Source organism: Streptomyces sp. NPDC056835 (genome assembly GCF_042789485.1).
Classification (GTDB): Bacteria; Actinomycetota; Actinomycetes; order Streptomycetales; family Streptomycetaceae; genus Streptomyces.
The window spans coordinates 30,274-44,487 of sequence record NZ_JBHUBB010000024.1; the positions used below are offsets into that span (position 1 = coordinate 30,274).

11 protein-coding genes and 2 pseudogenes are annotated in these 14,214 nt (G+C 70.0%); 6 read left to right on the forward strand and 7 right to left on the reverse strand.

The annotated features are described in order from the left end of the window. Positions 1–87: 87 nt before the first annotated feature. On the forward strand, positions 88–705 hold the full coding sequence (locus ACFRMN_RS25625) for a TetR/AcrR family transcriptional regulator (protein ID WP_383023176.1): 618 nt from the start codon (positions 88–90) through the stop codon (positions 703–705). Between the two features lie 70 nt (positions 706–775). Beyond that, positions 776–3,004, forward strand: a complete 2,229-nt coding sequence (locus ACFRMN_RS25630; protein WP_383023178.1) for a HelD family protein — start codon at positions 776–778, stop codon at positions 3,002–3,004. Between the two features lie 369 nt (positions 3,005–3,373). Here the strand turns inward: ACFRMN_RS25630 and ACFRMN_RS25635 are convergent, their stop codons facing one another. Continuing rightward, positions 3,374–3,970 carry a dihydrofolate reductase family protein gene (locus ACFRMN_RS25635; RefSeq protein WP_383023179.1) on the reverse strand — a complete coding sequence of 199 codons (597 nt, stop codon included), beginning with the start codon at positions 3,968–3,970 and terminating at the stop codon, positions 3,374–3,376. Positions 3,971–4,313: 343 nt separating this feature from the next. On the opposite strand from ACFRMN_RS25635, the gene ACFRMN_RS25640 reads away from it, so the two are divergent. Both ACFRMN_RS25640 and helR read left to right on the forward strand, forming a co-directional pair. After that, positions 4,314–5,162 (forward strand): class I SAM-dependent methyltransferase, encoded by an 849-nt coding sequence (locus ACFRMN_RS25640; RefSeq protein WP_383023181.1) that lies wholly within the window; start codon positions 4,314–4,316, stop codon positions 5,160–5,162. 286 nt (positions 5,163–5,448) lie between these two features. Beyond that, positions 5,449–7,602 (forward strand): RNA polymerase recycling motor ATPase HelR, encoded by a 2,154-nt coding sequence (helR, locus tag ACFRMN_RS25645; RefSeq protein ID WP_383023182.1) that lies wholly within the window; start codon positions 5,449–5,451, stop codon positions 7,600–7,602. A gap of 149 nt (positions 7,603–7,751) precedes the next feature. Here helR and ACFRMN_RS25650 read toward each other — a convergent pair whose 3' ends face one another. The 4 genes and pseudogenes from ACFRMN_RS25650 to ACFRMN_RS25665 form a co-directional block, all read right to left on the reverse strand. Next, positions 7,752–8,645: a class I SAM-dependent methyltransferase gene (locus ACFRMN_RS25650; protein WP_383023184.1), complete on the reverse strand. Its 894-nt coding sequence runs from the start codon at positions 8,643–8,645 to the stop codon at positions 7,752–7,754. 138 nt (positions 8,646–8,783) lie between these two features. After that, positions 8,784–9,407, reverse strand: a complete 624-nt coding sequence (locus tag ACFRMN_RS25655; protein ID WP_383023185.1) for a helix-turn-helix domain-containing protein — start codon at positions 9,405–9,407, stop codon at positions 8,784–8,786. A gap of 153 nt (positions 9,408–9,560) precedes the next feature. Further along, positions 9,561–10,442, reverse strand: coding sequence for a GNAT family N-acetyltransferase (locus ACFRMN_RS25660; protein ID WP_383023187.1), 882 nt, complete (start codon positions 10,440–10,442; stop codon positions 9,561–9,563). 164 nt (positions 10,443–10,606) lie between these two features. Next, positions 10,607–11,128: pseudogene (locus ACFRMN_RS25665) on the reverse strand (ATP-binding protein); the annotation flags it as partial. A 200-nt stretch (positions 11,129–11,328) separates the two neighbouring features. On the opposite strand from ACFRMN_RS25665, the gene ACFRMN_RS25670 reads away from it, so the two are divergent. Further along, positions 11,329–12,195, forward strand: coding sequence for a GNAT family N-acetyltransferase (locus ACFRMN_RS25670; RefSeq protein WP_383023189.1), 867 nt, complete (start codon positions 11,329–11,331; stop codon positions 12,193–12,195). A 56-nt stretch (positions 12,196–12,251) separates the two neighbouring features. Further along, positions 12,252–12,500 (forward strand): annotated as a pseudogene (locus tag ACFRMN_RS25675) (transposase); the annotation flags it as partial. Positions 12,501–12,755: 255 nt separating this feature from the next. Here the strand turns inward: ACFRMN_RS25675 and ACFRMN_RS25680 are convergent. Further along, positions 12,756–13,199, reverse strand: a complete 444-nt coding sequence (locus tag ACFRMN_RS25680; RefSeq protein ID WP_383023191.1) for a TnsA-like heteromeric transposase endonuclease subunit — start codon at positions 13,197–13,199, stop codon at positions 12,756–12,758. Between the two features lie 321 nt (positions 13,200–13,520). Beyond that, positions 13,521–14,213: a TetR/AcrR family transcriptional regulator gene (locus ACFRMN_RS25685; protein ID WP_383023193.1), complete on the reverse strand. Its 693-nt coding sequence runs from the start codon at positions 14,211–14,213 to the stop codon at positions 13,521–13,523. Position 14,214 lies beyond the last annotated feature (1 nt).

The following is a 14,214-nucleotide window of genomic DNA, read 5'->3' on the forward strand; positions in this document are numbered from 1 at the left end:
CACTCTGTACGCCTTCGCGTTATTCCTTGCGACGAGTCTTGAACTTCAAGTCCGGTTGAGGTCAAGCGCTGCGTACGCTTCGCCCTCATGAACGATCAGGACCTCGGTCTGCGCGCACGCAAGAAACGGCAGCGGTACCAGGAGATCTCCGAAGCCGCGATCGGGCTCTTCCTCGCGAAGGGCTTCGACCGGGTGTCGGTCGCGGAGGTCGCGGCGGCGGCCGACATCTCCAAGCCCACCCTCTTCCGGTACTTCCCGACGAAGGAGGATCTGGTACTGCACCGCTTCGCCGACCACGAGGACGAGGCGGCCAGGGTGGTCGCCGGCAGGCCCGACGGCGTACGCCCGCTCGACGCCCTGCGGCTGCGTTTCCTGGCGGGGCTCGACCGACGCGACCCCGTGACCGGGCTCAATGACGACGACAGGGTGCACGCGTACTACCGGCTGCTGTACGGGGCGCCGAGTCTGGTGGCCAGGCTGTACGGGTATCAGCGGCGCTCCGAGGTGGCGCTGGCCGGGGCCCTCGGCGGCGGGATCGAGGGCGCGCTCGCCTCGGGCCAGATCATCGCCGTACAGCGCGTCCTCGCGGAGGAGAACTGGCGGCGGATCACGGCGGGGGAGAGCGCCGGGGAGGTGTGTCCTGACGCCGTCGCGGCGGCGGAGCTGGCCTTCGGGCAGCTGCGCTCCGGGCTCAATATCTGGTGAGCCCGAGCCGGGGGAGGGCGGGTGTGAGACTCGGTAACGTTTTTAACTTGGTTACGTTATTCTCGACGGAATGAACGGCGAACTCAACCGTGACCTCAACCGTGAACTGGATCGCGAACTGGATCGCGAACGGACCTACCACGAGACCTGCCGCGCCGCGCTGACCGGCATGGTGGACGACGCGCACGAACAGGTCGTCACCGGCGAGAACGCCTTCGCCTCCGGCGCGGACGCCGAGGTCCTTGGCCGCCATCTGCGCAGCCGCGCCAAGGAATTGCGGCTGGAGCCCGACAGTCCGCTCTTCTTCGGCCGCCTCGACTTCGCAGTGGCGCCGGGCGGCGATCACAGTGGCCAGAGCTACCACATCGGCCGGCGCCGGATCAGCGAACACCCCTCGGCGCCGCCCCTGGTCATCGACTGGCGCGCGCCCGTCTCGCGCGCCTTCTACCGGGCGAGCGCGCGCGACCCCCAGGGCGTCGCCGTGCGTCGGCGATTCGGCTGGGCGCCCTGGAGCAAAGGGGCGCCGGAGGATCTGACCGGCCTGGAGGACGAGCCGTTGGCGGGCGAGGATCCGGCGGGCGAGGATCCGGCGGGCGAGGATCCGGCGGACGAGGATCCGGCGGACGAGGATCCGGCGGACGAGGATCCGGCGGACGAGCGGTTGGCGGATGAGTGGGTGACGGGCGAGCGGTTCGGCCCGGGGAACGGGGCGCCGCCGGCCGGAAGCGCGATCCTCACCGGCGAGATCGAACGCCCCCGCGTCGGTCCGATGCGTGACATCGCGGCCACCATCCAGCCGGAACAGGACGAGCTCGTACGGGCCGACCTCACCCGGTCCGTCTGCGTCCAGGGCGCCCCGGGCACCGGCAAGACCGCCGTCGGGCTGCACCGCGCCGCCTACCTCCTCTATACGTATCCGCGCCGGATCCAGCGTGGCGGCCTGCTGATCCTCGGCCCCAACCGCACGTTCCTCTCCTATATCTCCGAAGTGCTGCCCGCCCTTGGGGAGATCGGCATCCGGCAGTCGACGGTGGGTGACGAGATCGCGCGCCATCCGGTGCGTACGGAGGACCCGGAGGCGGCGGCGGTCGTCAAGCACGACGCCCGGATGGCCGAGGTCTGCCGCCGGGCGCTGTACGGGCGGGTCGCGGCGCCCGCCGAGCCGCTGACCGTCCCGGACGGTTCGTACCGCTGGCGCCTCGGGCTCGACGAACTGGTCCGGATCGTCGAGGAGGTACGGGCCGAGGCGCCCCCGTACGCCCTCGGCAGGGAACGGGTCCGCAGCCGCGCCGTACGGGAGATCCAGCTCCGGGCGGAACGGCGGGCGGGTCCGAAGTCCGGTGCGTGGGTGCGGAGGGTGGCCGGTTCGCGGGCGGTCACCGCGTATCTCGACACGGTCTGGCCCAAGGCGGGGCCCGAGGAGGTGCTGGCGGCTCTGCTCGCCGATCCGGAGGCGGCGGCCGGGGCCATCCTCACCCCCGAGGAGCGGCGGGCGATCACCCGGACCGGGCGGCCCGGCGGCGCGCCGTCCGCGCGGGCCGCCAGGGAACTGCCGTGGTCCGCGGCCGATCTGGTGCTGCTCGACGAGCTCGCGTGCCTCATCGAACACCCCGAGGGGTACGGCCATATCGTCATCGACGAGGCGCAGGACCTGTCCCCGATGGAGTGCCGGGCGATCGCCCGCCGTGCGGAGTTCGGTTCGCTGACGGTGCTGGGCGATCTCGCCCAGGGCACCACGCCCTGGGCCGCCCGCTCCTGGCCCGAACTCCTCGCCCACCTCGGCAGACCGGACGCCACGGTCACCCCGCTGACCACCGGCTTCCGGGTCCCAGGAGCCGTCGTGGAACTCGCCAACCGGCTGCTCGCCTCGCTGGATGTCGACGTACCTCCGGCCCGTTCCCTGCGCGGGGACGGGGAATTGACGATACGTCAGGTGCGGGATCTTGCGGGCGGGGTGACCGAGGCCGTACGGAAGGCGCTCACCCGCGAGGGCTCGATCGGCGTCATCGCGGCGGACCCGGAGGCCGAGCGGCTTCGTACCGCACTCACGGCCGCCGGTATCGCCACGGCGACGCCGGACGAACTCGGCGCTTCGACGGACCGGGTGACGGTGCTGCCCGCGACGGCGGCGAAGGGGCTGGAGTACGACCATGTCGTGCTCGCCGAGCCGGTGGCCATCGCGGAGGCGGAGGCGCGGGGCCGGCACCGGCTGTACGTGGCCCTCACCCGCGCGGTGTCCCGCCTGGACATCGTGCACAGCCGCCCGCTGCCGGCGGTGCTCGGCGTTACGCCCGGGTGAGTACGTCGCCCACGCCTTGACCTGCGACAACGTCACATTGACAACCTACTGGGCGGTAGCTGAGTCTCAGAGGGAAACGCACGTTGTGGAAAGAAGGATGCGGTGGACGAGTCCGTGGTGAAGGCAGCGCAGTGGGTCGCTCGTGGGGTGGGACTCGCCCTCGATTACCTCAACCAGCGCGTTGGCATGGTGGGGTTCGGATCCCGGCGCGACGCCCCTCGCAACACGCCCTAGGCCCGAGCGGACGGACCAGGAATCGGCCGCGCTTACGCGGCCGTCCTCGCTTTCCCGGCGCCGCCGTCCTGCTCACGGGTGTCGACTCGGATCCGACATCAGGACGATCTCGTTCATGCGACGGTCATCGCGTGCCTACGTCGCGGCGACCGGCCGGTAGGTGCATACGTTCACACCTGTGCCGCTGGTGACGGTGGAGATCAGTTCGAGCGTGCGCAGCACACCGCCGTCGGGGAAGATCGTCTTGCCGCCGCCGAGGAGCACCGGCATGACCATGAGCCGGAGCTCGTCGACCAGTCCCTCGCGCAGGAGGGCGCGTACGAGCATGGGGCTGCCCATGACCAACAGGTCGCCGCCGTCGGTCTCACGCAGCTCCCGCACACGGGCGATGGCCCGGTCGCCGGGGATGCGCGTGGTGTTGTGCCACGTCAGCTCGTCGTCGCCCAGCGTCTCGGACACGACGTACTTCGGCAGGGCGTTCAACCGGTCGGCGAACGGATCGCCCGCCCGCCCGGGCCACGCCCCGGCCATCGTCTGCCACGTACGCCGCCCGAACAGCAGCGCGTCGGCCTTGGCCGCCGCGTCGGCGAAGACGCCGCCCACCACCTCCGGGTCGAAGAACGGATGCGACCAGCCGCCGTGGGCGAACCCCCCGTCCGTGTCCTCTTCGGCGCCGCCCGGCGCTTGCACGACGCCGTCCAGACTCATGAACGCGGTGATCACGATGCGCATGGGACTCGCTCCTCTTTTTTCGCTCCTGTGGTGTACGGCAATGAAGACTGTCGCTCCCCTGGAAAGTCATCGCACCCTCGCGGGGGCGCGCTTCTGCTCCTGATCACAAACCTGGGAATTCCGCGCCCCGGTTCCCGTCGGACCGGCATCCCGGTCCGATCCGGGGAAAACCCGAGGAGCGTCAGAGGGGGGCGTTCGGATCGGGCATGATCGGGCCGTAGAGCCGTAGAGCCGTAGAGCCGTAGAGCCGTAGAGCCGTAGAGCCGTGCGCCGTGAGTCATCGGTCCGTGAGTCCGTGAGTTCGTGAGTTCGTGAGTTCGTGTGAGAAGGGCGGCAGGCCGGTATGCCTGAAGGCTGGGAGTGGGACGACACACTGTTCTTGGGCTCCGCTCCCTACTACCGGCGTGGGCGGCTCCCGTACGCGCCCGGGCTCGCGGAACTGCTCGCCGAGGTCCTGACGCTCGACGGCCGGGGGCGTCTGCTCGATGTGGGCTGCGGGCCCGGCACTCTCGCTCTGAGCTTGGCGCGTCTGTTCAGCGAGGTGGTCGGCGTGGACCCGGACAGCGGCATGATCGCCGAAGCCGGGCAGCAGGCCGACGAGGCGGGGGTGGCGCGGAAGACGAGGTGGGTCCAGGTTCGTGCCGAGGAACTGCCCGCGGGACTCGGCACGTTCACCGTCGCGACGTTCGGTCAGTCCTTCCACTGGATGGACCGTGACCTGGTGGCGGCGACCGTCAGGAGCATGCTCCGGCCGGCGGGTGGTGCCCTGGTGCATATCTCGGACCTGAAGACGGAAACGCGAGCTGTCGACGGTCTTCCGTATCCGGGGGTGCCCTATGCGGCCATCAACGATCTGGTCGGGCAGTACCTGGGCCCGGTCCGACGGGCCGGCCGTGGGGTACTGCGGTACGGAACGCCCAGCGGTGAGGCCGCCGTGCTCGGCCGGGCGGGCTTTTCGGGCCCGGAGCGGTATGTCGTACCCGGGGGGCAGGCGCTGGAGCGGTCCTGCGATGAGGTCGTGGCTTTGGTGTTCTCGACGTCCTCTTCCGCACCCCACCTGTTCGGCACGCGGCGTGACGACTTTGAGGCGGACCTCGGCCGACTGCTGAGGGAGACCTCGCGGGCGGGCCGCTTCTCCGAGCGTCAGCCGAGCACCGAGGTCTTCATCTGGCGGAACCCGTCCGCCCACTGAACTTGGTGGCCGTGCCGTGCCTTTTTACGGCGCGCGTGCGCGCGCGTGGTCACGACCGAACGAGGGAAAGGGGAGTACCCGCTCCTTTCCACTCTCAACGTATAGCGCACCGGGGGGCTTGCGGCAAGACCCGGGTCGTGCCGCAGAATCACTGGCCGAAGCCAGAACCTGGGGGAGCGTCGGAGCGTTGCTCGCCATGGCCACCAGGTCCGTCCGTCACGCGGGTCCGGACGTCCTGGCGCGCGCAATGGCCGCAAGCGGCGGCCTCAGATCGGAGCTGATGACGGTGAACCCCCTGACTACCAGTGCGTTTGACCTTCCCGACCGCCTTTCCCCCAAGGCCGACCCGACACTGATCGCCGGTGATGAGCAGCACTTCGCGGCCATCGCGGAGTGCCTGGCGCAGTCGATCGCCGACCTGTCCGACCGCCTCGACGCCGAGCGCAGGGCGCCCGGCGGCATAGGCAGGCAGGCGATGGACCGGGACACGGAGATTCACCGGTTGACCTCTCGCCTGCGCGCACTGCGCCGCTTCGGTCTGGACCTGTGCCTTGGACGCATGGTCAGCGCGGACGACCCCGAGCCCGTGTACGTGGGGCGACTTGGCCTTACGGACAGCACGGGCCGTCGGCTGCTGCTCGACTGGCGTTCCCCCGCGGTCGAGCCGTTCTTCGGAGCCACCCACGCCAACCCGATGGGTCTGGCAAGCCGCCGCAGGTATCGCTGGACCCGCGGCCGGATCGGCGACTACTGGGACGAGGTGTTCACCTCGGACGGATTCGCCGGGCATGCCGCGCTCGACGACCAGTCCGCCTTCATCGCCAGCCTGGGCGGGAACCGTTCGGCACGGATGCGAGACGTCCTCGGCACCATCCAGGCCGACCAGGACGCCATCATCCGTGCGGGATCCCGCGGCGCTCTCGTCGTCGACGGCGGTCCGGGCACGGGGAAGACCGTCGTCGCTCTGCATCGCTCCGCCTACCTCCTCTACACCGACCCACGCCTCGGTCACCGCCGCGGCGGCGTGCTCTTCGTCGGCCCGCACCAGCCCTACCTGGGGTACGTGGCCGACGTCCTCCCCAGCCTCGGAGAGGAGGGCGTGCAGACCTGCACCCTGCGGGACCTCGTCGCGGAGGGAGCCGAGGCGGCGACCGAGGCGGATCCGGACGTGGCCCTCCTGAAGTCGTCCGCGAAGCTGGTGAAGGCGGTCGAGACGGCCGTCAGGTTCTACGAGGAGCCGCCCACCAAGGGGATGACGATCACGACCCACTGGTCCGACATCTGGCTGAGCGCCGACGACTGGGCCGTGGCGTTCGAAGCGGCGGAACCCGGTACTCCGCACAACGAGGCGCGCGACCAGGTCTGGGAGGAACTGCTCACGATCCTGGTGGACAAGCACGACGGCGACGTCTCCGCCGACCAGCTCCGCAAGTCGCTGCTGCGGAACAGGGAACTGGTCACGACCTTCAACCGCGCGTGGCCACTGCTCGAAGCGGCCGACCTCGTAGGGGATCTGTGGTCGGTACCCGCCTATCTGCGGATGTGCGCTCCCTGGCTCGGCCCCGACGACGTGGCGCGGTTGCGGCGCGAGGAGGCCCAGGCATGGACGGTGTCCGACCTGCCGTTCCTGGACGCGGCACGGCAGCGGCTCGGCGACCCGGAGACGTCGCGGCGCAAGCGTCGGCACGAGGCCTCTCTCGCCGCCGAACGCGAGCAGATGGCGAAGGTCGTCGACGCCCTGCTTGAGGCCGAGTCCGAGGCCGACGGTGAGGGTGTGCTGACGATGCTGCGCGGCGAGGACGCACGGCACAGCCTGGTGGACGAGACCGTGTCGCCCGGCATCGAACCGGACCTGCTCGCCGGCCCGTTCGCGCACGTCGTCGTGGACGAGGCCCAGGAACTGACCGACGCGGAGTGGCAGATGTTGCTCCTCCGCTGCCCGTCCCGGAGCTTCACCATCGTCGGGGATCGTGCCCAGGCCAGGCACGGGTTCACGGAGTCGTGGCAGGAACGGCTGGAGCGTATCGGGCTCGACCGGATCAACCTGGCCTCCCTGAGCATCAACTACCGGACGCCGAAAGAGATCATGGCCGAAGCCGAGCCGGTCATCCGGGCCGTGCTCCCGGACGCCAATGTGCCGACCTCCATCCGCGGCAGCGATGTCCCCGTCGTACACGGATCCGTATCGGATCTGCGCTCGACCCTCGACACCTGGCTCGCCGCCCATGCCGATGGGATCGCCTGCGTCATCGGCGACCCCACATTCCGGACGACGTCCCGCGTACGGTCGCTGACCCCGGAGCTGGCGAAGGGGCTTGAGTTCGACCTGGTCGTCCTTGTGGACCCCGAGGCGTTCGGTGAGGGCGTCGAAGGGGCGGTCGACCGCTATGTCGCGATGACCCGGGCGACCCAGCGACTCGTCATCCTCACAAGCTCCTGACGCCGGCCGGACGAACGCCCAGGCCGGACGAACGCCCAGGCCGGACGAACGCCCAGGCCGGACGAACGCCCAGGCCGGACGAACGCCCAGGCCGGACGAACGCCCAGGCCGGACGGGGTACGCGGCGTCCCGCGGATCACCGCCGGTGTTCAGGTGCGGCGTGCGGCCCACACCGTGCGCTCGGTGCGTACCGTCAGATCGTCGCGGCGCAGGATGCTGTGAGGGCTGTCGGTGTCGAGCAGTTGGTCGAGTGCGGTGAGGTCTTCGGTCGTCAGCGCCTGGGCGACGCCGCCGCGTATACGGGTCAGGCTGCTGAGTGCGTAGCGGCCGACGGCCTCGGTGTGGGGCGGGCCCAGGTTGACGGTGATGACACGTTCGCCCTCGACGGTGAAGCCGGCGGCGGTCAGCTTGGGTCCCCAGTCGGCGCCGCGGTGGGGCACCTGCTCGGCATGGTGGCGGTCGAGTGCGGTGTGGCAGCGTTCTTCGAGTCCGGGACGGTTCGCCGGGGCGTCTTCGGGCAGGAAGCGCGGGAAGCCCGCCAGTTCGACGACGGCGAACAGCCCGTCGGGGGCGAGTGTGTCGTGGACTTGGCGCAGGGTGCGATCGGGGTCGGCCATGTGGTGCATGGAGGCTGACGCCCATACGAGATCGGGCGTGCCGAGTTCTGGCCAGGCCCCGTCGAGGTCGGCCTCAACAGTGCGCACCCGATCGGCGAGACCGGCTGCCTCGGCCTTGTGCCGCAGGCGGTGCAGGTGGCTGGTCGAGGTGTCGACGGCGGTCACCTCGGCTTTGGGGAAGCGCTTGAGCAGTGCGAGGGTGCCGGCCCCGGTTCCGCAGCCCAGATCCACGATGTGGCGTGGGCTCGCTGTGACGGGCAGCCATGCGGTGATGGAGGCGATGTGTTCGGCCAGCACCTCGGCGTCCAGGTCGAGGATTTCCGTCTGGCCGTCGGTGTCGTGCCCCGCTTCGTGGGCCGGTTCGTGGGCCGGGTGGGAGCCGTGGTCGTGCGCCGTGTGTGAGGCGTGTGGGGATGCGTGTGTCATGGCGCCCACGGTAGGAGGATCGCGAGCGCCCGGCCCGGTCCCTTTCCGGAAGAGCAAGATGGTGGGTGCTTTGCCTGCTCGCCGCGCAAGCGGCAGGCCGCTGTCGCGAGGAGTAGGAGCCGTAGGGCGGGGCTGGGTTCAAAGCGACGGGCTGTTCGCGTTCCCGGTGCCGGTGGTGCCGGCAGGTCTGCCGGTGCTGCTGTTGTTGCGCTGGTGGCCGCGGCGGGCGTCACGGTCGAAGATGCCCAGGAGTTCGCATGGCCCGCCCTCGGCGCCGATGGCGTGCGGGAGCATCGTGGGGAACTCGGCGGCTTGGTTGGTTTCCACGCGGAAGCGCCGGTTGCCCAGTAGAAGGACGGCGGTGCCGGAGAGGACGACAAGCCATTCGCGGCCCGGGTGGGCGCGCATGCGTGAGGGGCTGTCGGGCGGTGGGTTCGTCATGCGCTGGCGTACGACGGTCATGCCCGGGTCCGCCCGGATGGGCCAGCGCATCAGCTGGTGGGCGGCGTCGATCATCGGGCTGGAGATGACGTCGTCCGTGGCCGTCTCGACCAGTTGGTCGAGCGTGGTGTCCAGGGCGCGGGCGAGGGTGACGAGCTGATCCACGGCGAGGCGGCGCTGACCGTTCTCGATCCGGCTGAGCGTGGAGGGGCTGAGCCGGGCGCGGGTGGCCAGCTCGTCCAGGGACCAGCCCTGCGCCATGCGCAGAGCGCGGATCCGTTTGCGTACCAGGCTGTCGAGATCTTCATCGTCTTGCGTCATAGGCAACACCTTATGCCTCATGCGCAAGCGGGTGCGTCGCTACGGCGGCGAGCCGGCGCGATCACCCGAAGGGCATCGTGGCGCACGCCGGCGGAACCCCCGGAGCTGAACCTCCCGGAGCGGAACCCTCCGGAGCGGAACCCTCCGGAGTTCTCAGCCGCCGTCCGGCGCGTCACTCGTGAAGACGTACGCGGAGAATTCGGTAACCGGGACGTACCCGATGCGCTGGTAGAGGGCGTTGCTGGTGGGGTTGGACAGGTCCGCGAACAGCACGACGTCCTTCGCGCCCGCGGCCAGCGCGGCCCGGCTCACCTCCGCCGCGACGGCGCCCGCGTAGCCGCGACCACGCAGGTGGGCCGGGGTGTAGACGATGTCCACCTGGATCTGGCCGCCGATCAGCGGGTTCATGCCCGCGATGGAGACGGGAGTGCCGTCGGGGGTCTCCCAGAACGTGTAGCGCTTGTCGGCGTAGCGTGTGCCGGCCCAGGAGTCGGCGTCTATGGAGACGACTTCCCCGACGGCCTTGGCGAACTCGCCGCACCAGTGCATGACTTGCTCATGGTCCTGCTCGCCCAGGAGGCGGCCCGAGCCCGCAGGCATCGGCTCCGGCGGGGTGAGCGTGTCGAGGCGGTACAGACACAGCCGCGTGTCGCGGATCTTCGGCGTCGCGCCGGTGTGCCGCTGCCAGGCCTCGGCGAAAGCGGTGGCGGTGCTGTGGTCCGCGCTGACGGACGGAAGGGTGTGTCCGAGGGCGGCCAGGCGTGCGGCGAGGGTATCGGCCTGCTCGGGCGTGAGCGGGGTGAGGCCCAGGGCGCCGGACGGGAGGCGGTAGAAGGTGGCGTGGATCTCGCCCGCGTGCTCCAGCGTGCCGAAGACGGGGGCTTCGGTGCCGAACGCGTCCGCCCCACGCGTTCGCAGTCTCTCGGCCCACGTCAGCGGCATGACATGCGGGCCGGGCCGCGAGCGGAGGAAGTCTCCGGCTCGGGCGAGAAATCCGTCGACGTCTTCGGTGAGGTGCCAGTCATCCGGTCGCATGCTTCATGATCTCCCATGCTGTGGGCGTGCCCCATGGTTTTTTGCCAGGGCGAGGCCGCGGGACTTCCTCACCGTTATCCGCACTGCTCGACACCGGAAGGTCGTTCTCTGTTGCCACCTGCTCTGTTGCCACCCGCGCCTGTTTCGCGTGGCGGGTGGACCTCACTCTTGACGGCCTCCGCGATCCGCAGGGCGGCCTGGGCGGGCGTGAGGTGCGTGGTGTCGACGACCTCGGCCTCGCCGTGCAGCCATGTGCGGGCCGCCTCGGCATAGGGCTCAAGGTATTTGAGACGGAACGGGGAGTTGGGGCCGAGGACAGTGTCCCCCGCGATGCGCCCGCGGAGGGTGTCCTGGTCGGCGTGGAGGACGAAGTGCCGTACCGGAATGGCATGGTGGGCGAGGCCCGTGCTGATCTCGCGCCAGTACTGCTCGACCAGGACAGTCATGGGCACCACCAGAGTGCCGCCGGTGTAGTCGAGTACGCGGCGGGCGGTCTCGACGACGAGTGGCCGCCACGGCGGCCAGTGCTGGAAGTTGTCCGTCGCGGGCAGCCCCGGCGTGATGTCCATGAGTGTCTCGCCGACCTTCTCGGCGTCGAACACCCGTGAATCCGGGATCAGCCGCTGCACGAGTGCGCTGGTCGTCGTCTTGCCCGCGCCGTGGGTGCCGTTGAGCCATACGATCATGGGACCAACGCTAGACGGTCATTCCGAAGTCCCGTCTGCCCGGCGGCGGACGACGCTCCTTCGGAATGACTCGTCCAGCGCCGGCGTGGAGACGGTGAACTCGCGATCACCGGCTGCCTCCCCGAGTCCCCGAACCCGCACCACGTCGGCCGGTCGGAAACCAGGTGCGATCCGTCGGTGCGGTGGTGTGTGATCGGGGCATGGCGATTGTGCTGGGCAAGCCGGGAGTCGACGGGCTGAGCGATGCTGTGGGCGTGCTGCGGGAGTGGCAGTACGACGGGGCGCCGATGCAACTGCATCCGGGGGACCTGGCCTGGTTCTGGCGGTCAGGTGCGGAAGCGACCGCCGCGGCGGTCAGGACGTGGAGCAGGGACGGACAGATTCTCGCCGTCGGGCTGCTGGACGGTCCAGGGCTGTTGCGGCTGACGATCGCGCCGGACGCTCAGCGGGAGGAGGAGCTGGCGCGGCGGTTGGTTGAAGACGTGACCGTGCCGGAGCGCGGGGTGCTGCCCGAGGGGAAGGCGGATATCGAGGCGCCGACGGGTGCACTGGTCCAGGATCTGCTGTTCGAGGACGGCTGGAGCGCCGGCGAGCCGTGGACTCCGCTGCGCCGCGACCTCACGGAGCCGGTGGATGACCCCGGCGTGCGGATCGAGGTGGTCGGGCCGGAGCGGGCGCACGTGTGTGCCGCCGTACATCGGGCAGCGTTCGGCGGGTCGAGGTTCACGGACGAGCGCTGGCACGCGATGGCGGCCGGATTGCCGTACGCCGACGCCCGGTGTCTGGTCGCGTACGACGACCGGGGCAACGCGGTGGCGTCGGTGACGGTGTGGTCGGCCGGTCCGGGCAGGCCCGGGTTGCTCGAACCGATGGGCGTGCACCGGGAACATCGCCGTCACGGCCACGGCAAGGCGATCACCGTCGCCGCGGCTGCCGCACTCCAGGAGCTGGGCTCGTCGAGCGCGATCGTCTGCACCCCGAGCTCCAATGCCGGCGCCGTCGCCACCTACAGGTCGGCCGGCTTCCAGCAACGCCCCGAGGTCCGGGACCAACACCGGGACGCCTAGGTTCTGTTTCTCGGATCTGGTGACAGGGCCTGGTGTGCAGGTCCAGGCTCTCTCATGTGACTGGACGAGGTGCGTTGACGAACGCGGAGTGGGAGCGTCTTGAGCCGCTCTTGCCTCGCGGCGGGAGTCGTGGTGGTCGCTGGAGTGATCACCGCAAGGTGATCGACGGTGTCCTGTTCCGGGTCCGGACGGGGGTTCAGTGGCGTGATCTGCCGGAGCGGTTCGGGCCGTGGGAGACGGTGTACAAGCGGCATCGTCGCTGGTCGGCCGACGGTACGTGGGAGCGGCTTCTGGTGCAGGTCCGAGGGCTGTGGGATCAGCATCCAGCGGCCTGCCGATCTCCACCTCGGTCACATGCCGTTCCCAGGCCATCGCTTTCTCGGCTTCCCGCTCCGGCACGATGTCCAACAGTGCGAACGGTGGCATGCGGCCCTGATCGGTTCTCTGGCCGCACCCGATTCCCAACCCGCAACACTGCCCGTGTCCCTGAGTGCCCGCTCACGGAGCCTCCGCCCGCGACACCAGCGTGTCATCCGACAGGGGGCGCGACAGATCCGCTGTCAGCCGTCCCAGCCAGAGCAGGTGGAACACCGTCGGCAACACCGCGATCGGATCACCGAGCAGCGCAGCATGTGCCACCAGCGGCGACGGCATCGAGAACAGGGCCAGCGACCGGGCCGAGAGCCCGTCATCGGCCCATGCCGTGGGTGCCGGTATCCCGCCAGCCAGCGGACGTTCACCATCCGTACCGGATCGACCTCGCCGACGACGCGGTATCCCCACCCCACCGCCTCACAAGCCGCCCGCGCCGCTGCGAACTTGGCCGCCGACCGTGCGTCGATCCGGTCCAGCGACCGGCAGTCCACCACCAGCCCCCGCCCGTTCTCGAACCGAGCGAAGTAGTCCGGAGCATGCGAGATCCGCTTGCCCCGCTCGTCCTCCCAGAACAGCCACAACGGCTGCGACAGCAGCCCCATCACCTGCGGCGTGAAGTCGAGCAGCATCGCGTGATCCGTTCCAGCCAGGACTCGAACCCCACGTGCCCACCGGTCGTCGACGACCAATACAACCCAGGGAAATGCCGTTGCCGCGACATGACGGGAAGCCGCGGACCGGCCGCCCGGCCTCGAACGGCACCGAGACCGCATCCGCCAACGGCGGTCGATGTCCACCATGGTCGTCCCGCCGGCCGACCTCGAAGCCGTCTACATGTGACGGCTTCGTCCCCTCCAGCACACCCAGCCCCATGTATGCCACTTTGCAGAAGCCCCGCACCCCCGTGGATACCGACCCCGACCTCGCTCACATTCGGCAAGAGCTGAACGTCACGCCGGCGGCCGGGTCAGTTTGGCGGCCACGGCGTCGAGGACCCAGTCCAGGCCGGTCGCGAAGGATGTCTCGGCGTCCACGTCCGTGCCGTCGTACACGGCCTTGGCCAGCGCCGGGAAGAGGCCGGAGGCCAGCATTCTCGTCACATGCGGGCCGTGGGCGCGCTGCCAGTCGTGCTTGGACAAGCCCGTGGCGCGCTCGGCCCGCAGGTTCGCGATCTCGCGCCTGATCGCGCCAATGAAGTAGGCGCTGACAGTCTCCACGGCGCGCATGACGGTGTCGACGTCGGTGAGGCCGTCGAAGGCGGCCAGTGTGGCCTCGGTCACGGCAAGGCCGTTCGGACCCAGGGCCGGGCGACCGCCGAGCAGGTCGGCCAGCCATTCGTGGCGGAGAGCGGCCTGCCTGGTGCGCTGGGCAAGGATGCGCAACGCCTCCCGCCAGTCACCGGGCTGCTCCTCGGGGAGAATCTCGGCGTGGACCTCGTCCACCATGAGGTCGAACAGCTCCTCCTTGGTGGAGATGTATCTGTACAGCCGCATCGGACCGGCGTCCAGGCGGGTCGCGACCTTGCGCACCGACACCGCCTCCAGCCCGCCCTCGTCGGCCAGTGCGATGGCAGCGGCGACAATCCGCTCCCGGTCGAGCGGCACGGGGCGAGTCGGCGGCTCCGGCCGGTCCCAGACAGTCATG